Below are 25,253 nucleotides of genomic sequence, written 5' to 3'. Positions count from 1 at the left end.
TCGTAATTCGCAATTGCTAATTCGTAATTTACCAATCCATTTTTTACTTTTGGGCAAACAAATAATCAGAACATGCAAAATTCAATCTTCCTGTCCAGCTTAAACATTCACAAATCGTGGAATTCTTTTCTTACTGATGAAATTATTGATTTAATTAAGAGTATCGAATCATCCATTCAAATAGAAAGTGCTACACCAAAAAAAGAATTGGTTTTAAGGTTTTTGGAGATGGATTTACACGCTATTCCCGTGGTGATTTTAGGACAAGATCCTTATCCACAAGAAGGGGTTGCAACTGGTCGATCGTTTGAAGTGAATGGATTGAATTCGTGGTTCGATAAATTTAGGAATGTATCCTTAAAAAATATTCTTAGAAGCATTTACAAGGCTTATACTGCCGAGGAGTTGAAGTATTCTGAGATCTTAAAAAAACTAAATGAAGGAGATCGTTTGCCAATGGAAGGTGATTTTAAGGTTCTGCCTCCAAACCAATTGTTTCGTTACTGGTGGGAAAAAGAAAATGTACTTCTATTAAATACTGCATTTACCTGTGAAATTGGCAATCCAAATTCCCATACCAAAATCTGGTCAAAATTCACTCAAAAATTATTGAGTCATATTGCCGACCAGAACAAAGATGCAGTTTGGTTCCTTTGGGGAAACAATGCTCAAAAAATTGTTGCTGACATTCAAATTGCGAATAAAATAGAAACCTCGCACCCAATGATGTGCTATCAAAGAGATAATGACATATTGTTTGGCAAAGTGAATCCATTTAACGAAACAAAAAACAAAGTAAATTGGTTAGGGATTAACTAAAGCCGAAGCGCTTAAAATCGGTTAAAGTGTGTTAAAAAATGTAACAATCGGGTTTTAAGATAAATGAGTGAGCTATATTTATCATTCATTATTTAATCTAAAAATCTTGAAAACTACAATTAGCACCATATTTTTATTGCTTTTAACCATTAGCAATTCGTTTTCTCAGGACCATAAAGACCAAACTTTTGTTGTTTCAGGTAAGGTGATTAATTCTGAAACAAAGGAAGGAATTTCATTCGCTCACGTAAATTTGGATGACACTTATTGGGGAGTTATTTGTGATAGCTTAGGTTTTTTTAGAATAAGAGTGAATCCCGATCAGAAATTGAAAGTTACTGCCTTAGGATATAAAGCACAATTGGTAGATGTTCAAACTCCCAGCGTTGAAAACGAGCTATTCCAGGAAATAATTATGGAGCAAGAAAGCTACATGTTAAAAGAAGTACAGGTGCACTCTTTTGGTAGCTGGAATGACTTTAAAGAACAATTTGTAAAAGCAAAAGCACCAGCAGATCCCGATGCATTCTTGGCCATAAGTTTTGGAGATTTCACCATGGACGAATACACCGGAAGAGCCATGAGGAGACAAGGTGCTGGTATCAGTTTGGGTTTCGGTAACAGGAAAAAGAAATTCAAAGGCATGAAAATTCCTACCAAGTTGGAGGAAATTCACGCGACTCTATTGTCCGAAAAATTCAACCGTAATTTAGTTGCCGAAATCACAAAAGAAAATGGCAATCGCTTGGATATTCTGATGAAATACATCAACTCCAGAACCAGCTTTTCTTATCAAAGTAGCGATATGTACATTGTAAGAAGAATAAAAGAATTGCATAAGAAATTTCTTCAGGAAGATACAGATTTTCAAAACAACCTAAGCTTTACAGATACTCTTGGTACAATTGAGAACCATTTAAGACCTTGAGCATCCCAACCCACTAATGATGAAACCAATCCCTAAATCTCTTATTTTTATTTGCTTTATTCTTCTAACACTAAACAGTGTAGCCCAAGAGTTTTCTCAAGATTCCACGATCAGCATCTCTGGTTTGATTTTATCAGATAAAGAGAAAGAACCCATTGAGGATGCAATTATTACTATAAAGCGAACAAGAAGAGGCGTTATTAGCGACAGTTCCGGAGTTTTTCATTTGCAAATTCTGCCAAAAGATACTTTGGTAATTAGTTCTATGGGTTTTGAAATGATACAATGGCCTGTTCCAGCCGTAACAGATCCTAATTTTCCGCCATTTTTCAAAATTTACTTAAAAGATCAGGCAGTTCCTTTAAAAGAAGTAAATGTATATGCCCTGGGAACTTATGATGATTTTAAGGAAGAGTTCGTGAAGAAAAAACTTCCACCAAAGAAAAAGAAAGGAGAAGGCTTTAAGCTCAGTGAAGCACAAATGTTTGAGATTAAGCTAAAGGAACAGGCAAGAACTCCGCCCAATGTAGTTGCTGGTTTAATTGGTCTTGGCAGTAAATTATTTAAAAAGAAAAAGAAGCCTCAACCTGTATTCTCGAATGAGATAAACTACCTACATCAGCAAATGCTTCAAGAAAAGTTTAACAGGGAAATTGTTTCCGATTTAACTGGCGAATCCGGAAAAACATTGGAACAACTTTATGCTTTCATATGCAAGAATTCGGATTTTACCTACCAAGACAGTGATTTGGATATACAAACAAAAATTTTAGAACTTTACAAAGAATATAAACTAGATCCTGAAAAGGCAAATTCTAGTTTATTACAACTTAAAAAGGAAGACAAAATACCAAATCACCTGCGACCATAATCTAAATATGAAGATCTTTTTAAAAATCATACTCATTCTTTTTCTCTCTGCTGTGGTTTTTCACAACAATGCACAATCTTTTCTGCAAGATTCAACTGTTAGTATATCTGGTTTGATCTATTCTTCGAAAACCAATGAAGCAATTCCTAATGCTACCATAACCATTAAACGATCAAGAAAAGGAGTTATATGCGACAGTACGGGAGTTTTCCATTTGCAGATTCAAGAACAAGATACATTGGTGATTAGTGCCTTAGGTTATGAAATGAAGGAATGGCCTGTTCCTGTTATTTTAAACCCTAATTTTCCACCATTCTTTCGAATAAAATTGCAAGATATATCCTACATGCTTAAAGAAGTTGACATTTACGCTTTGGGAACCTGGGACGAATTTAAAGAGGAGTTTGTAAAAGCCAAAGTGAAAGAGAAAAATCCAATTAATAAGGACATTGGAAAACAATTGGCTCCATACAATACCAAAAAACCTGATCCCGTTCCTGCTCAATATCGACCTAAAATAGATAAAAAAATGGGAATTGTCGATGCCATTTTCAGGCCGACGGATTTTCTTCATAACAAGCTTAGTAAAAAGGAAAAAATAAAAAAGAAACTTTCTAAAAGAATTAAGGAGGAAGGAAAAAACAAGAAGATTAGTAAAAAATACAATGCCCAAATTGTATCGGATGCTACCGGATTAAAAGGCGATGAGTTGGTTGCATTTATGGAGTTTTGTGGAAAGAAAATTCATGTAACCGAAAATTCTCGTGATTATGATGTGATGAAACAAATTTTAGATCTGTATAAAGAGTACACTAAAGCAAAGGAGTAAACAAACGAATAATGGATTCCTTCACTTTTTGCATCTTCGATCGCTGAATCCATTTCTCAAGAATCACTTCTTCGCTTTGCTGCAAATCTTCTAAAAATCGTTCTCTCAATTCCAAAGTTATTCTTTCATCATAAACCAAAGCATTTACCTCAAAGTTCTGTTCAAAACTTCTTACATCCATATTGGCAGTTCCTACGGTTGACAAAATTCCATCAACGGTCATGATTTTGCTGTGATTAAAACCTGCTTTGTAAAAATAAATTCTCACACCAGCTTCCAATAGTTCTTCGATGTAAGATAAAGTTCCCCAATAAGTCATGAATGAATCCGATTTATTTGGAATCAAAACCCGAACATCAACACCACTCATGGCTGATGTTTTTAAAGCCATTAAAATGCTACTGTTGGGCATAAAGTAAGGCGATGAAATATAAACATTTCGTTTTGCCGAAGTAATTGCCGAAAAGTAAGCCTGCATAATACTCGCCCAATCGGAATCGGCACCTGAAGCTGTGATTTGTAGCAAACACTTCTCCTTGGCCTTTTTATTGGGCAGGTACTTTTCGTTAATCAACACTTCCTGACGCACAAAATACCAATCGATCAAAAACACAATTTGTAAACTTGTGGCCCCTTCTCCTTTTACCTTGAGGTGCGTATCGCGCCAAATGCCAATTTCAGGAATTCCATGCAGATAACGATCGGCAAAATTCAAACCTCCTACAAAAGCTGTGGTTCCATCAATCACAATAATTTTTCGGTGATTGCGGTAGTTTACCCTGCTGGTTAGTATCGGAAAACGAACCGGTAAAAATGCCTGAACTGTTGCACCAGCTGCTTCCAATGTTTCAACAAAGTGTTTACTCAATTTCCAACTGCCTACATCATCGTAAATCACTCGCACCTCCACTCCACTTCTTGCTTTTTCCTCCAAAATCTCCAGCAATTGCGAAGTCAACTCACCATCTTCAATAATATAATATTCCAAATGAATGTGATCTTTGGCTTTTCGCAAGGACTTAAAAATTTCTGTAAAAGTTTCCTTGCCATCATTCAAAACATTCACCTTGTTGTAACCACTCAACAAAGCTTTGGAGTTATTCAACAGCAATGTCATGATATTTTTCTTCTCATGGATGCGCTCATCCTTCAAGAAACGGCTTTTATTCAAACGAAGTTTCTGATCCTGACTCATTACCTGAATCCATTTTAAATCCCCTAATCCTTTCATGTTGAACATCTTTCGCTTACGGAAACTTTGTCCAAAAACCAGATAAACCACAAAACCAAAAACCGGGAGGAATATCAAAACCAAAATCCATGATATGGTTTTTAACGGACTTCTATTTTCAAGCAGAACAATTATAATGGTAGCAATAATGGTTAGAGCATAAAGAATACTCAAAGCTCCAAACAACTGTATCCAAAAATCCGACCAATTAATTGATAGAAACATAAATTTATGAAAATAGAAGATTTGTATCTTTGTTTTTAAATTCGCTTTGCAATATCTGATTAAATTCAGCAAGACAAAGTAAAAATCATATAAAAACAAATGAGTCAATTAAACAACATACAATCTACAATAAATTACATAAAAAAAGAACTTGAAAGCATTTATAGTTCGCGAGAAAGTGAAAGCATTGCCTACATTCTGCTTGAAGAACTTCTGAATTATTCACGCACTCAAATACAACTAAATAAAAATGAGCCTATTCCTGATAAGCAATTCATTCAAGTCAAAAAATACATTGCTGATTTAAAAGAGAACAAACCAATTCAATATATTTCAGGCGAAGCGGATTTTTATGAACTAAAATTCAAAGTAAATCAGCACACATTAATTCCAAGACCCGAAACAGAAGAGTTGGTTCATGCCATCATAAATGAAAATAAAGATGCAAACTTGCATGTATTGGATATTGGAACCGGCAGTGGATGTATTCCCATTTGTCTGGCCAAACATCTTATAAATGCTAATGTAACAAGTGTTGACATCTCACCTGGCGCAATTAAAACTGCAACAGAAAATGCAAAACTTAATTCAGTTCAAGTTACATTTGAAGAAAGAGATATTTTAAATTGGGAAGCTTATGAGTGGGAACAATTGGATATCATCGTAAGTAATCCGCCATATGTAACCAATGCTGAAAAAGAAAAAATGGAGAAAAATGTATTGGACTTTGAGCCGCATACAGCTCTTTTTGTGAGCGATTTTGATCCTTTAATTTTTTACCGAAGAATTGCAGAATTGGCTCAGGAATATCTGAAAGAGGGAGGAAAACTTTACTTTGAAATCAACGAAAGTTTGGGAAAAGAAATGTCAGAATTGTTGGAGCAAAAAGGATTTTCCAGCATACAAGTTCGAAAAGACATTAATGGCAAAGACAGAATGATGTCAGCGATAAAACAGTAACCAATGTATCAGAAAAAAAACTCCAACATAAGTGCCAAAGCCGCTCTTTCGAAAGTGCAATTTATTTGTAGCAAGCAAGAAAAATGTTGTAGCGATATTCGAAAAAAACTACAAAATTGGAACATCTCGGCGGATGATCAGGATGAAATCATAACATCATTAATCGAAGACAAGTTTATTGATGAAAGTCGATTTACGAACTTTTATGTGCGCGATAAGTATCGTTTCAACAAATGGGGAAGAATAAAAATATCGTACCATTTGAAGCACAAGCAAATTCCAGAAGGAATAATAAATGAAGCTCTGGAACAAATTAATGATTCGGAATATAAAGAAAACCTTCAGGATATTTTACAATCGAAACTGCGAAGCTTAAAAGATGATGATCCGTATCAGTTAAAGACAAAATTATATCGCTTTGCGCAAAGCAGGGGATTTGAGTCGCAATTATCTTTAAATCTAATTGATGACCTCCTGTCAGAAATAAAATAAAACTTTAAATTTAGCTTTGGCAGGCTTATTGTTAAGGAATGATTATCTTTAATTTTGCTATCGAATCATACACTAAACCTATACAAATGATAAAAGCTTTACGCACGACTCTCAGTTTAACATTGATAATATTCTTGCTTATTGGTTGCTCAGCACAACAAGGTATGGCAAAAAGAAGACCTCCAAAGTGGGTTAAAGAGAGACCGATTACTCCTGATTACTATGTGGGTATTTCGGTTGTGAAAAAAGATGATTCAAAAACCAACTACATACAACTAGCCAAAAATCAGGCTTTACACGATTTGTGCTCCGAAATATCAGTAAACATTTCAGCAAACTCAGTGCTTCAACAGTTCGAAGATGAAACCGCCTTTCGCGAGGATTTTCAATCGGAAATTCAAACTTCATTAATGCAAGAACTGGAAGGCTATGAAATGGTTGGGTCTTGGGACAACAAAAAAGGAAATGAATATTGGGTTTACTATCGTTTATCGAAATCGCAATACGAACTACAGAAACGATTGAAACTAAACATAGCAAAAAAACTGGCTCAAAACTTCTTTGAACAAGGAAAAATTAGCGAAGAAAAACTTGATATCTTCCAGGCTTTGAATTACTATGCAAAAGCTCTTGATGCCATCAAGAAGCATTTGGATGAAGACCTGTCGGTAATGACTTTTAAAGGAAGAATCAACCTGGGTACCGATATCTATAACTCCATTCAGAACATTTTTAAAAGAACGCAACTAACTCCAGATAGAAAAGCAATCAAAATTGAAATTTCAACATCGCAAAAAGAACCGATTTTGGTGAAAGCTGAATGGTTGGGAGAAAGTGAAAATAGTTTAATTCCTAACCTTCCTCTGTCTATCGAGTTCTCGAAAGGAAAAGGGGTTTTAAACAACAAAGTTAGCACCGATGTGTTTGGTTATGCGGCTTCGAAACTTTCCAAAGTAACTTCGAAAATGAAATTACAGGAAATTGAAATTGGCCTGGACCTAAGTTCTATTTTGGATGAAGAATCGGAAAATTATCAGCTAAACAAATTGTTCTTTACGCCAGAATCGGCGCCAAAAAGCAAAATCATTATCAATGTTGAGCGCTTAAAGGCTTATTTGAATTTTAGCGAAAAGATTTTTGGTAAAGATTCAAACCGTGAGATTCTGAAGAACAACATGAAGAAAGAACTATCGGAGAATTTCTTCTCGTTTACAAACGATAAAGAGAAGGCCAAAGTCTTTCTTAAAATCAACACCAATGTTACCAAAGGAGAAATAAAGGAAGGTAGAAACTACAAAGTATATATCGTATATCTTGATTGTTTCTTCTCTCTTACTGATGTCAACAGTGGCATGGAAATATTCAATGATGCGATATATGAAGTGAAAGGAATGAAACCAATCAGCTACGATTATGCCGTAAAAGAAGCATACGAACAAGCTGTTGAAGAAATTCACAACACCATTATTCCAAAATTGAATCAACTGGACTTATAATAATTAATAATGAACAATTGGTAATGGGTAATCAATTGCCTTATTACCTCAAAACAAGAAAAGATGAAAACAAGAAAATTACAATCATTATTCCTTGGTTTAGGAGTTTTATTAGCTGCCGGCTTAAGTTCATGTGGATCTGCTGAAAAAGCAGTTTCTACAAAATCTCAGGGCGAAGAGCTTATCGAAGTTTATTGTACCGGTCCTGATTACCAAAGCGACAAAAACCACTTTAGAGCTTCTGCAATTGGTGAGAGTTTAGATCAAATGGTTGCCAAGAAAAAAGCTGGAACCAATGCACGTGCCGAATTGGCAACTTTAATTCAATCTACTGTTCAAGGAACAATCGACAACTACGTAAACTCAACTGAATTGAACAATGTTGAACAAGTTGAAGAACGTTTTGAAGGCTTAACTCGCGAAGTGATCAACCAACAATTGAACAACATTAAGGTGATCTGCGAAAAGCAAACCAGAACTGCACAAAACAAATACAAAACCTACATTGCTCTTGAAATGAGTGCAAAAGATTTGGAAGAAGCAATCAACCAAAAATTATCGCAAGACGACAAATTGAAAGTTGATTACGATTACGAAAAGTTCAAGAAAACTTTCGAAGAAGAAATGCAAAAATTACAAACTCAGCAAAGAGGTTTTTAATAATGATTAATGTGTAAAGTTTAATCGCTTTAAGCACAAAATATAACAGCGCATGGATAATCATTCATGCGCTGTTTTTGTAGTGGTAGTGTGTAATGCCACTCTCTTTCAAAAGTTAAGCAATTATTAAAATTCTTATTCTTTAATTTAGCCTGTTTCCTTCTGCATCATATTTTCCAGTTGCAGGACTAGCATCTTCTGTGTCAATATAATATATAGTTTCGTCAGTTTGATAATTAAAAACTCTTTCTGATTCACAATTGTCATCATTTAAACTATCATCTTGTGCCAATACAACTTGTCTTAATGCTTCAGGCAGTTGCGAAAGTTTTAAAGTGGCGTATTCCATAAACTCATTCGCATCCTCATCATATTCTATAGAAACTATATAGTCATCATCTACCAAACAGTCGCAAAAATGATAAGAATCATACACATACATTTGTAGTATTAATTCGTCAGAGTATCTGTTGTCAATATAATCTTTCAAACTGGCATTGGGAGCAATTTCTTCAAAACCACTAAAATCGTCATCCATATCCATTTGCAGTGTTTGCCCAATCACTTTCTCTTCTGAGCAAAAAACAGTTATCACATCGTTATATTGCTTATCTATAAAAAGGAATTTATAACAAATCCCATATGGTCTTTCGCAATAACTTGCACTCAAGAACTCTTCATCTACATAAAGAGTTGCTGTTTTTGCAATCTCAAGAATATTTTGAGGTACCTCATCAAACTTAACGTTCATCAATTCACAATATCCATCTGTTTCATACCATACAATAATGGAATCTTTTGTGGTAGATTTTGTTTTTTGATTGGCAAAGAATTTCCCTAAATGATAATCGCCCTGTTCTTCCCAACTCAATATTTCTACATCTGTAAAACGCTTAGCAATATCACTTGCAATGGCTACATTTGGAGCTTCAAATTCTGGCAGAGATTCCTCTATTGACTCATCATCGGAATCGCTACATGCATATGAAAATAAGCCAATAAAGATTAGTAAGTAAAGATTTTTCTTCATTTGTTTAATTTATTATATAATTCAAAAGTGTCTGAAATTATTTATACTACAATTCGTTATATTAGTAATGAATCAGTCAATTCAAAACTTTCGATAATTCCTGAACCCGATTAGGAGACATCGGAAGTTTATATATTTCACTATTGCACGAAAGCAAACATTGCTTGTCTTTTCGGTTCACCGATTTTAAGTAATCCAGGTTAATTACCGCCGATCGGCCAATTCTGAAAAACACTTTGCTTGTTAATTGTTGCACCACGCTTCCCAAAGTTGTGGAAGTGGTTAAGCTTGTGCCATCAACCAATTTGATATCGGTATAATTTCTATCTGCTTTGCAAAAAAGTATTTCCTCTGGTTTAATTACCTCGAAACCAACACGATTTTTAATGGTGACTCTCTTCTGTATTTGCAATTTCAAAAACAATTCTGTCATGCGTTGTTTCTCCATTTCTTCGTATTCCATGGTCTGAACACGATTCAAACAAAACTGCAAATCTTCAATGGCAATTGGCTTTAGCAAATAATCAACTGCCGAAGATCGGATGGCTTTAATGGCAAAATTTTCGTTTTTAGTTGTAATGGCAAAGTTTGGGCGCTCTCCCAATTCCAACAATCCATGAATCAACTCAAAACCATTTTCGTTTTTCAGATTTACCTCTAAAAAAACCAATTGTGGTTTGTGCAATACGTAAAGCAATAAAGCATCTTCAACGGTAGTAGAATGGTAAACCTTGCATTCCGGTTCAATTTTACTTAGTTTCGATTTTAAATCTGCAATTTCCTTTTTGCAGTGATCTACGATTAAATAAACATTCATGGTCGGGACTTTTTAGTTTGATTTTCTATTGAAACAAAATTCCGCATTTGTTTAAGCAAAAAAAATAACCCGAAGTAGTAGGTTTTGCACTTATGAAATGATCCTAGCCCGATTTTTAGATATCCAACACCCAATTTAAGTGATTAAAGTACAAGTTCTGTCTTTTCATAAAAATATCAATGTAAAAGAGTAAAGCGTAACAAATAATTTATATTTTCAAGAATTATAATCACTAAGCCATTACCTTTTGATATGAATATTGTCGTTATCGAAGATCATCATTTACTAAAAAAAGCGAGTGCCGAACTTTTATCCGATATGTATCCCGATGCAAATATCGAAAGCTTTACTTATCCGTCGAAAGCCACAGCCTATATTCAAAATCGTGAAATCCATTTGATGTTGGTTGATTTTGATTACAATAGTGTCAATGAAGATATTGTTTCCTTTGTAGCAGAGCTTAAGCAAAACAGAAAAGACCTGAAATGTATTGCTTATACCAATCACAAATTAAAAGTGATTTTAAAAGACCTTCATAAAGCCAAGTTCAATTCTTATCTAAACAAGGATGCGAAAATTGAGAACATTGTTTCGACTATTGAAGCCGTGATGAATCAAGATTCGGATGATTTTTATGAGTCTCCATCCTACTTGAAATACAAACAGACCGTTGAAGAAGAAAAACAGAAATTCTTCATTTCTGATTTCGAAAAACAAAAATCGCTTACCAAAACCGAATTAAAGGTAACTAAAGCTACATCGGAAAACAGTAGCGATAGTAACGAACAATTGGCAAGCAAACTGGGAATTACACTCAATACCTTAAAAAAACACCTTAGCAATATCTATCGCAAATTGGATATCAAAAGCAAAGATGGTTTAAAACATTTTCATGATAGAGTGAAGGAGAACTAACAAATCACCACAGAGCACACCAAGGAAGACAGAGGGGTTATCTTAACTTTTTTGAAAGCTATTCTCCTTAAGCTGAGTTTCTGGGCATTGGAAGGGCAAGCTGCTCATAAGCAGAAAACTTTCTAGTAAGACGGGGAAGTTGAGAACTTGTTCGAAAATCACCCCGCCGCACTTAAAGTTTTCAAGTAATAGCAGTTTGATCTTACACGCCCTAGATTTTTTGCTTACTTTTTTATCAATGAAAAAAGTAAGATCCCCTGCGGCTAGAGCAGGAGTAGAAATGTTTAGTATGTTCTTAACTACACCGTCAAATGAAAAGAAACTCCATTGCCAGGAGAAGTTTGCCAATCCAGTTTTCCTGAGAGCAGCTCTACCCGCTCCTGAATATTGATTAGGCCATTTCCTTTTTTGGCTTCTTTTAGATCGAAGCCAATGCCATTGTCGGTGTACTCCAATCCTACTTTGTTTTGCAATCGTGAAAAGCTGATTACAATAGAAGATGCATTGCCGTGTTTTAAACTGTTGGTTTTTAATTCCTGAACAATGCGAATCAGGTTTATTTTTTTCTCATAGTCATCAATTTCGAAGCCATCAGGAACATATATTTTCAGGTCGATATCTTCCGGGAAATGATCCAATTGCAAGGAATCCGACAAGGCATCGCGGAATTCCTGGTTGGCAATGGCGGTCATATTCAGTTGGTGGGAAATCCCTCTCACCTCATCACTTACTTGTCGCAGCTGATCTACAAAACTCTCCCCCACACTTTCTTTTTCCATGCTTCGGCACAAATAAGTAAGGCTGCCAGAGATAGAATCGTGCAATTCCATTCCCAATTTGGTACACTCTCTGTTCGATGCCGCTACTCTTTCCTTTAAAATTCTCGTCTTTTGGCGCTGCTTTACAAAGAAACCAATAGGTAAAAGCGAAAATAGAAATACCCCAAGTACAATTTTCATATAGAAACTTTCATTTGCCTTGGCTTCCTTCTCGATATTCAAAACTTCTATTTGCTGCTCCTTTTCGCGGGTTTGGTAACGGGTTTCCATCTCCTGCATGTGCTGCATAATTTCGGTATTGAAAATGCTATCCTTAATACTGATGTACTTGTCGTAGTATGCCAAGGCTTCTTTGCCTTTGTTTTGAGCGGCGTAGAGATTTTTCAATCGCAATAGGGCCTCTTTTTGCAAATCCAAGGCTCCTATCAGCTCGGCCTTTTCATATGCCTGGTGCAAAAACAATTTGGATTGCGAAAAGTTCTTTTTGTAAATGAACATCTCTCCCAATAAAAAGCTACTGGTAATTTCCAATTCTTTATTGTTAGAATCCTTACTGAAATTCAATGCTTTCTTTAAACTTCTTTCGGCATTTATAAAATCATTCAATTTCATTTGAACTTCGCCCACATTAAGGAAAGCCGAAGCTAAGTACTTTTTATCTCCCAATTCCAGTTTAAGATTTAAGGCCTCATTAAAGTACAGTAGTGATTTTGAATAATTCTTTTGCTCCTTGTATACATTTCCAATATTATTTAAAGCCCCAACAATTCCTTTTTTATAATCTAATGCTCTAGCAATCTTTAACGATTCTTTATAATAAGAAAGAGCCTCTTCATAATTCCTTTGCAATTTTTTTATAATTCCAAATTCATTGTAGCTTTCAGCAAGTTCTTTATTTTGTTGTAGCCTTTCGGCAATATCTTTGGTTTTGTACAAATAACTCAATGCTGATTCGTAATCTCCCATCTTGCGATAAGCTTTACTTATATTTAAAAACGTATTTAGTTTTGAGCTATTGGTATTCAAATTGTATTTCAAAGATTTCTGGAAACATTCAATACCATTCTTATAATTCGCTCTTGAACTTTCAAGTCCACCCAAATTATTTAAACTAACGACGATTAATTGAGTGTCCTTGGCCTGAACAGCTCTTCTTTCCGATTCTAAGAGATATACATATGCACTATCGTAAGCATGTTGTTTCCAGTGATTAATCCCAGAAGTAATTAGTTTGATAATCTCCTCACGATCCGGTTTGTTTTCTGCTACAAGTGTTTTTGATAAGATTAGAGTAAATACACACACAATCAACTTGCAAAACAAAAATTTGGGTAGTAAATATAGTTTCATTGGATTTAGCTGAAATTAAAAAAGAGAGCCATTTTCATGGCCCTCGTAATTTATTAAAATTAATTGAATATATTAATTTATTTCAGAGTAATCGTAAGCGCTTCAGTAAAACCATCCTGATGATTAGCTGTGATCAAATATTCCCCTGGTTCTTCAACCTTTAAATAAAAAACTCCATCCGTGTTTGATGTAGTTTCATCCATTGTTTCAAACTCAGGTACAGATTCTAATGTGACATCCGAGCTGCTCTTTGTTTTCCCTTCAATGGTTATTGGCCAATCTGGTATCGTATTATCATCATCTCCATATTTTAAGTTTGTTTTAATGATCTTGATTGAAATGGAACTTTGTGCTTCTTCCTGTCCAAAATCCTCAGATGAGTCATCGCAGCTATAAAGACAAATTGTAAATAGGGCGATTAATAGCGAATAAAAAAATGTATTTGTTTTCATCTTGTTTCGTTTTAAAGTTTTGACATGGCTCGCCCATTACGCATTGTTGTGCGTTTAATTGCAAGCCAGATTTTTTTAATGAAATCTTAATTCTGAAAGGAATTGTGCCAATAGCTTGTTGAATGTCCTTTCGCCATTCGAAGGCAAGCTATTAGGCACAGGCGAAATATTTTTCATCTCTGGTAGCTAACCAAGTTCGAACAAGATTTAAAATATTTCTATTGAAATTTCTTAATTGTAATCCATCACTATATGTACAATTGATAATGAATTACACCGCTAAACTATTATTAGAATCAAGTTTAACCTACCAAATGAAGTATTGTTTCATTTTTCTCCAATTTTTAACTCAAACAAAATTCCATACCACACTGATTTACTGCATCGAAAACCCAAGTATTTTTTTCAATCAATCATTTTATAAGAATTATGGGATAGCAATTATAATTATCATATTTACCTAAAACATAGAAATAACACAGGTAAATTATTCCTCAATCTTAAAAAAAACACATGTAGCATTAACAATTTGAACATCAAATCAATTTTATTATATTCAACATTTGTTATTTTTAGATACCCAACTAATGCAGAACTCTATTCTCTATTCAATCCTCCTATATGATAAGAAACTATAATCAGCTCTTTCTAATAATTGTATTCATCATTGTTGTCCCTTATCTATCATTTGCCAATACTGATTTTAACAAGGGAAAGAACAAGCTGTTATTAGAAGCAAAAAAAATGGCATACAGTAACAAGTATGATGCGCTTATTTTGTTGGAAAAATCGAAAGATTCCCTATTAAATTTGAAGGATAGTCTGGACTACTTATCTACCAAAAGCACCATTTTAAGTAGGTCAGGAAAAAAAGAAGAATCGCTACAATTGATTAAGCAAATTGATTCAATTGCTAAATCGAGAAAAAGCCCTTATTCTGAACATTACAGGGTTTGGAGCATAATAGCAGGTGACAAAGGAAATTATAAAGAAGCAATCAATTTAATTTTGAAAGCAATATCCAATGACACATCATCTGCCAATGATGGTTTGGCCTATTTCAATCTTGGACATTTTTATGGAAAATTAAATGAATTCAAGCTACAAGAAAAAAGCTACAAAAGAGGTTATCAGCTGATTCAGGAAAATGGGAATCCATACAATAAAGCCTTTGCGGCAAACATGATGGGGATGTACTACGAAAGTATTGATAGTATCAATATTGCCGTTAACTATTACAAAACAGGAATGTTAGAATCGAAAAAAGAACAGAGGTGGGATAAATTCATAGATAACTCTTTAAATATTGCAAGAATTAATTTGGATAGGAATGATATGAAAACGGCCCATTCATACTTGTTGGCTGCAGAAAGATATTTTGCCAAATGCATTACTCCCAGAGCTCCGGCAATGGGTACCTTACTATTTGTTCGTTATTACATGCAACTAAAAAAGTACGAGAAGGCAAGTAAATACTTTGAGCTCGCATTAAAATACAGCGAAAATGTTTCCTATATACAACATCAAATTGATTTATATACCACTGGTATAGAGCTGTATTCTACAGTATCTGGCAATGAAAGAATATATGATTTCTTTAAAAAATATCAGTATTATCAAAAGTCAAACTCAATACCGAAAAAGGATGAGGAATTGAATTTACTTTCCAAAATAGGCAGTCTTACCATAGAAAAAGAACAACTTATGTCTGAATTTAATCATAGAAAAACTTTGTCTTTATCTCTAATAATAGGCTTGTTTGCTTTTGGTACTCTATCAGCATTTCTTTTACATAAAAGGTGGAAAAAAAAGTATTCTTTGCTCATGGAAAAGAAAGAAAATCTAACAGAAGAGTTTCAAAACTTGCAACAAAAATTTGAGACCACTCACCAGAAAACAGCTAAAACACAACAATACATTAAAACCAATTTAGAGAAAGAACTGCAGAAGAAGAATCAGGCCTTGGATAAGATACAAAGCTTATTGGGTATCCCGTCAATTATCATGGATTTTAACTTAGGGATATTTGACAAATTAAACTCTGATATTCAACTATCGCCCAATGCAATAGAATACCTACAATTTGCAATTCGAGAATCAGGAAATTCAAACCTAAAAAATAATTACAAGCTAATTCATTACACAAAACGTGAATTAGATGAAGCAGGAATTAATGATAAAATAATAAGCAAATATTCTAGCTTTTTTAATCTGTGTATTAATTTGAAAAACTCGAATTTTAAAATTTCTGAAATACAAAGCAATTCGAAATACGACATTTATTATTTGTGCAATAACATTGCCAAGCTATCTCCCAAAGAACTTAGAAACATTCTTTTAAACAGCAACTAAAATGAACAAACAACTGATCTTACTATTTTCTCTATTACTTCTCATTCAAACAAGCCAAGCACAATTAATTGATTACAGAAAAAGAATTGATTCCTTAAAAAGGGATTTCTTGAGTTTGGATAATGATGCTACAAAAGAGAAAAAAGGCAATCTTTATTTTCAACTTTCGCTTACTTATTTGTATCTAGATGTAGATTCGGCCCACATGTTTGCAAATGAGGGAATAAAATATGCCCAAGCTATAAACTATGGAATGCTTGAAGGTAGAATGCTTCTTGCAAAAGCAGGAATTCTGAAAACTATGGGAGAATATAATTCTGCACTAACAACATATGATCAAGCAGTAAAAACAGCTTTGGCTGCTAAAGACTCTATTGCAGCAGCATCTGCAATAAATGATAAATCTGTTTGTCTTCAATCCTTGAATAAATTCGAGGATGCAAAAATTGGTTATGAACAAGCCATAGAACTATTCAAAATATTGGGAGAGGAAGATATGACTGGAATGAGTTATGGCACATTATCCTTGTTAAATTACAAGTTATCAAACTTTAACGAAGCCATTAAATGTGCCAATAAATCCATTCAAATACTGCAAAAACACAATTACCCCAACTTTTTAAATCAACCATTAAATGTATTGGGTAATATTGCCAAAGCCAAAAAAGAATATCATACAGCTGAAAAATACTACATGCACATTTTGGAATTGGCTAAAAAATCAAATGATAACTCTACTGTTACCGATATGAATGTAAAATTGGGTGGACTTGCCCAATTAAGGAAAAATTATGATTTGGCAACAAATTATTATCAACGTGCTATCGACTTATCCATTAACTTAGGGAAACCACAATTCAAAATTCTTGCGCTAATCGAATTGGCCAAGCTAAACATGATCCAAAATCAGTATCAGCATGCTGAAGAACTTTTGAGAAGGGCCGAAAATTTAGCATTAAAAGATGGAGAAACTGAATCATTAGCTTATTTACATCTTAACTATGGGAAGCTTTATTCTCTTAAAAAGCAACATGAACTGGCAAAAGAATATCTAAAAAAATCACTTCAAAAGGGGCTTAAAATCCCTTATTACAATTGTTCAGAAACGTACAAAAGCTTACAAAAAGAAATAGGAGAAAAAACATTTCAAGAATTATATCCTAATGCGAATCATTATTTAGACAGTATTAAACAATTGGATAATAAATTGGCACTTATTCCATTCGCTTATCAGGTTGCCGATCTTAATCAAGCAGGTAAAAGTGGAAGAAAACAAGAAAATACTCAATCTGAAAAAAATGACAATTATTGGTACTTATTGCTTTTTCCGGCATTCATATCAATAGGATATTATTCAATTACTCGCAGAAAGAAACAAGTAAATATGAATGAAACAATCCATCAAGCATCTCCATTTTCTATGCATCATTTACACATTTTTAAAGAAGATTATTCTGTTCAGAATCTTAGTTCAACCTACCTTAAGTTCGATAAAATCATTAATCAGAAACTATTGCTGAATAAAAAGCTATATTTAGATGTAAACGAAAGTACTGCACAAGCCTTAAGTAATAAAACCAGTGGAAAATACTCTGTATCACAAATTAGAAATGGTTTTAAAGCCATAAAAGCAGAAAGTTTTAACGATTACAAGTTTAAGTTGAGGGTAAGCGATTTTATAAACGAACTGATTAAAAACAAGATTGACAAAAATTTTAATCCTGTTGATTCTAATTACTTTGGGCTTGATTCTGACAGGCAAGTTAGTATTGTAACCAATGCCATTTGTGGAGTAAAACTAACTTCTTACAAAAAATTAATTGACATCACTTCAGCATTCATTAGTCAGCATCAAAACGATCTTTCAGATCTTCTGCAATCTTATAAGCCTATTGAAATTCATTCCAGTTTACTGAGGTTAGAAATTTTAAAAGAGATTAACCCGGAAAATAAATCTCAAGATAGCCTAAAAGAACAAAACGAATTGATTAATGACTATATCAGGAATTATAAATTAAAACAAGAGCAACACCTTAAATATTTAAATACTCGAAATGCGAATTTCCATTTAATATCTGATCTATATCTATCAGCCTTATATTTCTGGCTGACCAATAAAAAAAAGTATCCTATTACATTTATACAGGAACTTACCAGTATTTTTTGGGGATTTCATTTAGACGAAAATTCAATTCTTCATTTGAAAAATAGTATCCATTCCAAATCGTAAATAAAAAAATCAAAGCGCCACTCCCTCACAGAAGTGGCGCTTTTCATTAGCAACTATAAATATGTAAAACCTATATTTCTAAGCCTCTACATTTTCTTCTTCCTCTTTTTCGTTGCGGGTTTTACGAGCTTTAATGGTACTCATAAACTCAGCAATTACCTCGTTTATTTTGCGCATAATTTCCTTGTATTCATCTTTTGGATCCAGTTGATTGTTCAATTCCAAAAATTGAAAAAGGAATTCACAGGCCTTGCGAACTTCCAGGCAAGCATCGTCGGTTTTAATTTCGCTGGTACTGGCTTTGGCATCAACCCTGGCCTTTTCAGCAATTTCAAAATCGGCTTGGGCCTGCTTTAGTTCCGCTACCCATTCAGTTAATAACAAGAGAGTAATTGCTGCTTTTAGCTCTGGCTTGTTTTCCAAATCAGCAATTAGGTTGTTCAATCGTGCACTTTCCGAAGAATAAGCCTCACGATGCAAGTTTACACCATACACTTTTATGGCATTTAATATCAAACGTGCAGCTTGTCGCCATTCAGGCTTTAAGCGTTTTTCGCAAGCTCGCAAATAATTACGAAGCGCTACAAAACCATCATCACGGCGAGTGTCCTTATTCACCACATCGGTGGTTAAGGCAGCAGTGCTGTTCTTTATCATTGCCTCATCGAGCATATTCACCGCCGGAGGCAGCTTATCGTAAGGCTTTTTTAAATTTAGAGTTTCCAGATCGTACCCGGTAAACACGCCAATAATGCGCTTACCGAATGTATAGAACTCGTCCCTTTGAAGGGAATGAAACGACATGTTTTCAATCATGATCTAATAGTTTTTGAATTATTAATGAACCACCTGATGTTTCATTTGGATCATTTCTGTATGAATTGATCCTCATTCAAGCAGTAGTTTGTTCAATTCTATTCACATCCCGACTAATCCATCTCTTCTTTGGGGCTTTCCCAACTTGTTGGAAGCCCACTTACACTTTAATTGATGCCCTGCAATTTGTATAAAGCCCATTTAAGCTTCGAAAACACCAAAACAGTTTGCAGGACACCGATTCAAGCTTCAATTTTGGCCCTGCAACTTGCAGGACTCCTACCCACACTTTATTTTACCTCCTACAAATTGCAGGGCGTGAACTCAAGCTTTACTTTGCTTGTTTCAATTCTGAAATGTCCTCAGTAAATCTTGCCGTTCGTTCAAACAACTTGACAAAGACCTTCAGAAAGCTTCAATTCCTATTTTTTACTTTTAAAATCTATTCAATCTGTTTTGGTAAGGATCAACCAAAATGGTAACAACCAAATCTTTATCTACTAAATCACATCGCCAAATTGGTTGATTCCTTTCTATGTTTATTTCTTTATTAAGGGTGTATAATTAAGAAAATTTATCTAATCACTCCTCCTAACGTTTCCAAATCCTGCATCTTCCCAATCATCTCCCCGGTCGTCCCTATAGGTGCCAAATCCGGTGTCTTCCAACACTCTTTCACTTCCATTTTCATTTACAACAAGTTTTTCATCCTCATAGTTACCGTTGTCATAACTATCGTTGTTCGAGTCAAAATTACCTGATGTAGCTGTTGAAGCGCCTGCTGCCAACATCCCATAAATAACGATTAGAGCAAGAGCAACTACAATTGCAGCTCTCACTATTTCGAACATCATGGTAAATAAACCTACTGTTCCTACTATTACCAGAACAAGATGTAACCAACCAATTGTTATATTGTTTTTAGATACTACAAAAATTCCTGAAACATGCTTAAAAAGGACATAGCCTATACCTGCATAGAAAAACCAAATCAGTACATCTGCATTAATTAAGTACAAAATAATGGTTGCCGGGATCAAGAACTGACACGATCGAACGTACAATTCATAATTAACCCTCCCGGTTTTACTTTGGCAATATTGGATTAGTTTTATATAGGTAAACAATTGGACTCCCAATATGATTACTAAACCAATCAAACGGAACAAAACAACAAACAAACGATTTAGACCATCATTAAAGAAACTGTATTTTAAAAATGAGAATGCTCCATCTACAAAAAAGCTATAAATTATTTCCAATATGAATACCAATAAAAGCAAACAATACCTGGTCATTACAATCTGTTTTTTGTCTGGTAAAAACAATAACAAGCCAAGAAGTACTACCATAATTCCAATCGCTTTAGCCATCATGTCAAATTCACTTACTGCTACTTTCTTCACTTCCTTAGTCTGTTTTATGGGAGGTGTTACAGGAACTTTATTAAGGTACTCGAGTCTAACATAGCCTACATCTCTTTTATTCAGAATTTCCCCCCAACCATTCTGCTGCGACCTTAGGTTTACCACATCGCCTTTTTTAAGTTTCCCCATTATTAAAGAAGAGCTTCTAGGTTGCGCCCGAATATTTAATGCCGAAGCATTAACCTCATATTTTTCAGCAAATAGACCATTTGCCAAAAACAATAGAAAAACAAAACCTATTACGCTAATAATCTGCTTTTTATACTTTGATAATATTTCTTTATTTTTCATACTATGGCAGTTTTATAAATTATCACTCATTTTTTATTTTAGTTGACTAAATTCTTGGTCTGAAAAGTAAAGCTGAGGGTCAACCCGCTTTTTATTCTTTAATATTTCGTAATGCAAATGCGATCCGGTCGATTGCCCCGTACTTCCCACTTTACCAATTACATCACCTTTTTTAACCTTTTGTCCTTTTTTTACACTTACTTTCGACAGGTGAGTATATACCGTTTCGAAACCATTGCCATGTTTCACTTTAATGTAATTGCCATATCCACCATTCCATCCCGATTTAACAACAATACCATTGGCCGGAGTATATACACCTGTACCTCTTACACAGGTCAAATCAATTCCGGAATGAAACTGCCAGCAATTGGATTAAGGGAAGGAATCTTATTTTAAAGAAGCTTTTAAGTTGACATACTTAGGCGTTAAAGGCTTTATTGCCGTTTCCTTCTTATTGGGATCTACAACTTTAGAAACGGCTGCTTCAGCTTTACACCCTAAAATTTCCTTATTCCAGTCGGCCTCATTTTTCTTAAAAGCTTCGAATTTCTTTTTTCCCTAGATCATATTATGATTTTAATTAATTTCTTTAGTATATATTAATTACACTACTACTGATTGCTGCACGCTTTCAGCAAGTTCAGGCTCTTCACCCAATTGGGCCCCTGTTTTAACAGCTGCTAATGATTTGATCCAGCCGGTTGATAGGATTAGTACAATCACCAAACCTATCATGGCCGCAAGGGTTTCCCCTACACCAAAGGATGGAATGGCATGAATGATGGTTGCCAATATCAATAAAACCATTGCCCAAACGCCGTTTCCAAATCCCGATAGGGAAGTTTCTATGCCCCTGCTTTTATTTAATTTTGTGTAACCACTAATGGCAACGATATAGGCCACAAATTCTATCATTGTTCCTAACCATTCCATTACAGGAATCATATTAATCAACATCCCCACACTTGCAATAATTGCTGCAATTCGTAAGCGTTTTACATCAACTGCCTCATTGGTATACTTACCCAATTGCCCTAAACTGACTAATAAAATGATGTATCCTACAAATGATGCGAATTCGGGAAAGAAGCCATCGCCTAATACTATAAAAATTCCCAATGTGGCACCAGTCATTCCTAAAAGAATAGCTGTACTAATTTGTTTTACTGATGAGTATGCTCTTATTAGAATGATTAAACCAATAAAGTTAGTTGCTGAAAAAATATATTGTCTATAATTCAATATCCTAATATAATCATCATAAACAATCACATCAAAGAGTCGTAGTAACTCAAGGCATAAATTAGATAGAACATCTATTGAACAAATACTTAAGCCAATTTTAACATTTACATTCCGGGTATTAATTATCCAAATAGTAAATACTAATAGTTGAACCACTAAAGGGATATAGAACGAAGGATCTAACATGAAAAGTAAGATAGAAAAAAGCGATGGGTCAATAATATGAAGTATTGAGCCTACAATTTTATTGGTTGGTATTCCTATTAAAACCACCCAAAACATTATTTTCAAATAAGTACGTATCCTTCCTTGAAAAGCATTTGATAATTGAAAAATTCCAATGAAAAAAAAGATTAATGCAAATGCTCCAAATATAGACTCCTGCCAATTGGATAATGCAAATGATAATGCATTTAATATGCTAGCTGCAATGATAAAACCAATGGCTTTTACGGCTTTGTTATTGTGTTCCATGATTTATGTATTTAGTATTATCAATTTATTTCTTAATCTACCCTTTAATCATATCCAATCCCGTCATCACCAAGACCTTTGCGATTTCGTAAAGCTCAATAATATGGTCGGTACTCATTTTTACAAAGCTTACCAGCATTGGTATTCTTCCAATAACGAAGGAGATGAGCAATCCCCATATCAAGATTTGAAAAAACAGGATGATCAGATAGGACCATGCCACACCAAATACATGCAAATCGGGTTGGTGAGGTTTGCCCTGACGAATAGCTATAGAAAATGAAAAGCCAAGGGTTGATCCCAGAAGTCCGAAATACACCTCGGCTCCCGAACTGGCCAAAATAAAATAGATTGGAAAAATGAAAACTGTAAGCACAGGAAAGAAATAAGGAGCAAGTACCGATAAAATATTCTGCTTTCCCTGATAAGCAAAGTACCCACCGCTGTTGGCTTCAACATTTAAAGCTATAGGCTTATTAAAAGTTAAAACACCAAGTATGTTATGTGTTAGCTCGTGAGCCAATATGGCTAAATAACCATGAGCTTTAACAAATATTGTTGTAAGTAAAAATCCACCTCCCAAGGCTATTAAAAATATTTTTTGATACAAATCTGCAAATGATACCATCTGAAGCGTAGCAATAAGTTCACGTCCGAAAGCGTAAATCAGCAGAGGAGTTAGTATTTTAAATAATTTGGTTATCATGAGTATTAAAATTGTGAGTTAGGGATAATGAATTAGGAAGCAACATTCATAACTCATCATCTATTCCCGATAGCCATCGGGATCATAATTACTTTTTCTATCCGAAGAATCGCTCAGGATTCACACGTTTTTTGTTTTTAATAATTTCGTAATGCAAATGCGGTCCGGTAGAACGACCCGTACTGCCTACCTTGCCAATTACATCTCCTTTATTCACCTTCTGGCCTTTCTTCACACTCACTTTCGACAAGTGCCCATAAATGGTCTCGTAGCCATTGCCATGCTTCACCTTAATGTAATTGCCATATCCGCCATTCCATCCCGATTTTACAATTACACCATCGGCAGGAATATGAATATCGGTGCCCTTCGGACAAGCCATATCAACTCCTCCATGGAATCGCCAACGATACAAGGTTGGATGAAAGCGATTCCCAAACTTGGAGCTCAAGCGATATTTGTCGTAGATCGGTTTTGTAGAAGGAATACTTCTTTTTTCAACCTCTATCAAGCTTGCCTTATGGCTGTCAATTGCTACTGCTTTTGGGGCAGGAGTACTTGTTTTGCTGTTTGCCATCTCATTTCCCTTGCCCTTCACACCAGGATCAGCCATTTTCTGACTTGGTGTATGATTGACTTTGGCCTTTGCAGCTGTTTGATTTGCTACCGGGTTTGTCATCTGATTAGAGTTGGCACTTTGCTTGGCCGCCAATGTAGGATTGGTCATTGCTTGTGGCTGCTCCTCTTCTGCTTTCACCTTTGCTTCCTGCTTAGGCCCTGTTTGTACTTCGGCAGATTTCATTGGCTCTGCAGGCACTTCCTCAATTGCGATTTTTTCTACCTTACGCTTAATTTGCTTGATCTCGTCATCTAAGCTTGCCGTTAGATTTACATAGCTTGGAACTGGCGGCTTGGCAATCAAATCCTTGTCTTTTGCCTCTACCTTTTCCGACACTGGGGTTTCAACCTCAATTCCTAATATCTCCTTGTTCCAATCGAGCTCATTCTTTTTAAAAGCCTCAAATTGTCGTTTGTATTCTTCCTTGTATTTTTGAAATCGGGCTTTCTCAGCCTTCTTGTAGGCTTCGAACGAATCTAATTCCTGAGCTTTAATTTCTAAAGCAAAAAAGCTTACTATGACCAATAAAAGGCCTGATATCAAAATAAATTTCCTCATTGTATTAAAAATTTACTGCTTAATTAGACGCTTTTTATAAACTTCATTCTCCTTCTCTATTCTTAGAATATACATACCACTTGGATATGATGATAAATCTAATTCACAAGAAATACTATCTGAGGTTTTAACCTTCCAAACCTTACCATTAATATCAATCAAAGTAATACGAGCTTTATTCAGTAGCTTGCCTTCAATCTTTACCAATCCGTTTGTAGGGTTAGGATACACTTTAAACAAATTATCTTCAATCTCAGATATTGATGTAACTATACTTAAAACTATCTCCTTACTTATATCATCATTGGTAATGCTAACAGAGCCTGATTCAGAATTATGTCCATCTGCTGATACGGTATAGTCATAATCGCCGACCTTTTTGGTATAGCTTACTTTGCCAGATTCATCAGTAATTTTTGCCTTATTATCCAAAATTACTTCTGCACCTGCGATACTTCCACTTCTATCAAGAATTGTGAAAGTAATATTGAACTCGTTTTTGGTTAGAACAACCTCTTTTTTAACATCAGCATTGGTAATGCTTACTGAGCCTGATTCAGAATCGTGACCCGCGGCTGATACTGTATAGTCATAATCGCCGACCTTTTTGGTATAGCTTACATTTCCTGATGCATCAGTAGTTTTTGCCTCATTATCCAAAATTACTTCTGCTCCTGC

Annotated in this window: 22 protein-coding genes and 1 pseudogene; 11 read left to right on the top strand and 12 right to left on the bottom strand. The window is 34.7% G+C overall.

The genetic code is table 11. The annotated features are described in order from the left end of the window. Positions 1 to 72: 72 nt before the first annotated feature. From M0051_RS16720 to M0051_RS16705, 4 genes are all read left to right on the top strand, one after another. Positions 73 to 819 carry a uracil-DNA glycosylase gene (locus M0051_RS16720; protein ID WP_306742669.1) on the top strand — a complete coding sequence of 249 codons (747 nt, stop codon included), beginning with the start codon at positions 73 to 75 and terminating at the stop codon, positions 817 to 819. Positions 820 to 925: 106 nt separating this feature from the next. Further along, on the top strand, positions 926 to 1,747 hold the full coding sequence (locus M0051_RS16715) for a carboxypeptidase-like regulatory domain-containing protein (protein ID WP_306742668.1): 822 nt from the start codon (positions 926 to 928) through the stop codon (positions 1,745 to 1,747). A gap of 19 nt (positions 1,748 to 1,766) precedes the next feature. After that, positions 1,767 to 2,618, top strand: a complete 852-nt coding sequence (locus M0051_RS16710; RefSeq protein ID WP_306742666.1) for a carboxypeptidase-like regulatory domain-containing protein — start codon at positions 1,767 to 1,769, stop codon at positions 2,616 to 2,618. Between the two features lie 7 nt (positions 2,619 to 2,625). Next, the gene (locus M0051_RS16705; protein WP_306742665.1) at positions 2,626 to 3,447 is read left to right on the top strand and encodes a carboxypeptidase-like regulatory domain-containing protein; all 822 of its coding nucleotides are present in this window, start codon (positions 2,626 to 2,628) and stop codon (positions 3,445 to 3,447) included. Here the strand turns inward: M0051_RS16705 and cls are convergent. After that, positions 3,431 to 4,903, bottom strand: a complete 1,473-nt coding sequence (cls, locus tag M0051_RS16700) for a cardiolipin synthase (RefSeq protein ID WP_306742664.1) — start codon at positions 4,901 to 4,903, stop codon at positions 3,431 to 3,433. The two genes, M0051_RS16705 and cls, sit on opposite strands and share 17 nt — an antisense overlap. A gap of 99 nt (positions 4,904 to 5,002) precedes the next feature. On the opposite strand from cls, the gene prmC reads away from it, so the two are divergent. The 4 genes from prmC (at position 5,003) to M0051_RS16680 (ending at position 8,511) form a co-directional block, all read left to right on the top strand. Then, a complete protein-coding gene (gene prmC / locus M0051_RS16695; RefSeq protein ID WP_306742663.1) occupies positions 5,003 to 5,863 on the top strand; it encodes a peptide chain release factor N(5)-glutamine methyltransferase in 861 nt (286 codons plus the stop codon). A gap of 3 nt (positions 5,864 to 5,866) precedes the next feature. After that, positions 5,867 to 6,355 carry a regulatory protein RecX gene (locus tag M0051_RS16690; protein WP_306742662.1) on the top strand — a complete coding sequence of 163 codons (489 nt, stop codon included), beginning with the start codon at positions 5,867 to 5,869 and terminating at the stop codon, positions 6,353 to 6,355. Between the two features lie 164 nt (positions 6,356 to 6,519). Further along, a complete protein-coding gene (locus M0051_RS16685) occupies positions 6,520 to 7,851 on the top strand; it encodes an LPP20 family lipoprotein (RefSeq protein ID WP_306742660.1) in 1,332 nt (443 codons plus the stop codon). A gap of 63 nt (positions 7,852 to 7,914) precedes the next feature. Further along, the gene (locus M0051_RS16680; RefSeq protein ID WP_306742659.1) at positions 7,915 to 8,511 is read left to right on the top strand and encodes a hypothetical protein; all 597 of its coding nucleotides are present in this window, start codon (positions 7,915 to 7,917) and stop codon (positions 8,509 to 8,511) included. 142 nt (positions 8,512 to 8,653) lie between these two features. Here M0051_RS16680 and M0051_RS16675 read toward each other — a convergent pair whose 3' ends face one another. Both M0051_RS16675 and M0051_RS16670 read right to left on the bottom strand, forming a co-directional pair. Then, positions 8,654 to 9,541, bottom strand: coding sequence for a hypothetical protein (locus tag M0051_RS16675; protein WP_306742657.1), 888 nt, complete (start codon positions 9,539 to 9,541; stop codon positions 8,654 to 8,656). Between the two features lie 76 nt (positions 9,542 to 9,617). Then, positions 9,618 to 10,358: a LytTR family DNA-binding domain-containing protein gene (locus M0051_RS16670; RefSeq protein ID WP_306742656.1), complete on the bottom strand. Its 741-nt coding sequence runs from the start codon at positions 10,356 to 10,358 to the stop codon at positions 9,618 to 9,620. A gap of 252 nt (positions 10,359 to 10,610) precedes the next feature. Here M0051_RS16670 and M0051_RS16665 point away from each other — a divergent pair, with 252 nt between their 5' ends. Next, complete coding sequence (locus M0051_RS16665) at positions 10,611 to 11,273, top strand: response regulator (RefSeq protein WP_306742655.1); 663 nt, start codon at positions 10,611 to 10,613, stop codon at positions 11,271 to 11,273. Positions 11,274 to 11,572: 299 nt separating this feature from the next. Here the strand turns inward: M0051_RS16665 and M0051_RS16660 are convergent, their stop codons facing one another. Then, positions 11,573 to 13,402 carry a tetratricopeptide repeat-containing sensor histidine kinase gene (locus M0051_RS16660; RefSeq protein WP_306742654.1) on the bottom strand — a complete coding sequence of 610 codons (1,830 nt, stop codon included), beginning with the start codon at positions 13,400 to 13,402 and terminating at the stop codon, positions 11,573 to 11,575. A 77-nt stretch (positions 13,403 to 13,479) separates the two neighbouring features. Continuing rightward, on the bottom strand, positions 13,480 to 13,854 hold the full coding sequence (locus M0051_RS16655; protein WP_306742653.1) for a hypothetical protein: 375 nt from the start codon (positions 13,852 to 13,854) through the stop codon (positions 13,480 to 13,482). Between the two features lie 621 nt (positions 13,855 to 14,475). On the opposite strand from M0051_RS16655, the gene M0051_RS16650 reads away from it, so the two are divergent. Together M0051_RS16650 and M0051_RS16645 are read left to right on the top strand one after the other, a co-directional pair. Next, positions 14,476 to 16,206: a hypothetical protein gene (locus M0051_RS16650; RefSeq protein ID WP_306742652.1), complete on the top strand. Its 1,731-nt coding sequence runs from the start codon at positions 14,476 to 14,478 to the stop codon at positions 16,204 to 16,206. A gap of 1 nt (position 16,207) precedes the next feature. After that, positions 16,208 to 18,436 carry a hypothetical protein gene (locus M0051_RS16645; protein WP_306742651.1) on the top strand — a complete coding sequence of 743 codons (2,229 nt, stop codon included), beginning with the start codon at positions 16,208 to 16,210 and terminating at the stop codon, positions 18,434 to 18,436. A gap of 78 nt (positions 18,437 to 18,514) precedes the next feature. Here M0051_RS16645 and M0051_RS16640 read toward each other — a convergent pair whose 3' ends face one another. The 7 genes and pseudogenes from M0051_RS16640 to M0051_RS16610 all read right to left on the bottom strand — a co-directional run. Then, a complete protein-coding gene (locus M0051_RS16640; RefSeq protein ID WP_306742650.1) occupies positions 18,515 to 19,252 on the bottom strand; it encodes a DUF6261 family protein in 738 nt (245 codons plus the stop codon). Between the two features lie 578 nt (positions 19,253 to 19,830). Then, entirely contained in the window at positions 19,831 to 20,970 is a 1,140-nt protein-coding gene (locus tag M0051_RS16635; RefSeq protein ID WP_306742648.1) for an SH3 domain-containing protein, read from the bottom strand. Between the two features lie 33 nt (positions 20,971 to 21,003). Then, positions 21,004 to 21,321, bottom strand: a pseudogene (locus M0051_RS16630) (M23 family metallopeptidase); the annotation flags it as partial. A 255-nt stretch (positions 21,322 to 21,576) separates the two neighbouring features. Next, positions 21,577 to 22,692 carry a hypothetical protein gene (locus M0051_RS16625; protein WP_306742647.1) on the bottom strand — a complete coding sequence of 372 codons (1,116 nt, stop codon included), beginning with the start codon at positions 22,690 to 22,692 and terminating at the stop codon, positions 21,577 to 21,579. A 37-nt stretch (positions 22,693 to 22,729) separates the two neighbouring features. After that, positions 22,730 to 23,398 carry a hypothetical protein gene (locus M0051_RS16620; RefSeq protein WP_306742646.1) on the bottom strand — a complete coding sequence of 223 codons (669 nt, stop codon included), beginning with the start codon at positions 23,396 to 23,398 and terminating at the stop codon, positions 22,730 to 22,732. Between the two features lie 97 nt (positions 23,399 to 23,495). Further along, positions 23,496 to 24,575, bottom strand: a complete 1,080-nt coding sequence (locus tag M0051_RS16615; RefSeq protein ID WP_306742645.1) for a M23 family metallopeptidase — start codon at positions 24,573 to 24,575, stop codon at positions 23,496 to 23,498. A gap of 12 nt (positions 24,576 to 24,587) precedes the next feature. Further along, positions 24,588 to 25,253, bottom strand: a 666-nt coding sequence (locus M0051_RS16610) for a T9SS type A sorting domain-containing protein (RefSeq protein WP_306742644.1), incomplete at its 5' end; no start/stop codon positions are given.

The sequence above is a fragment of the Marinifilum sp. D714 genome, assembly GCF_030851345.1.
Taxonomy (GTDB): domain Bacteria; phylum Bacteroidota; class Bacteroidia; order Bacteroidales; family Marinifilaceae; genus Marinifilum.
This window is presented reverse-complemented; position numbering and strand designations above follow the sequence as displayed.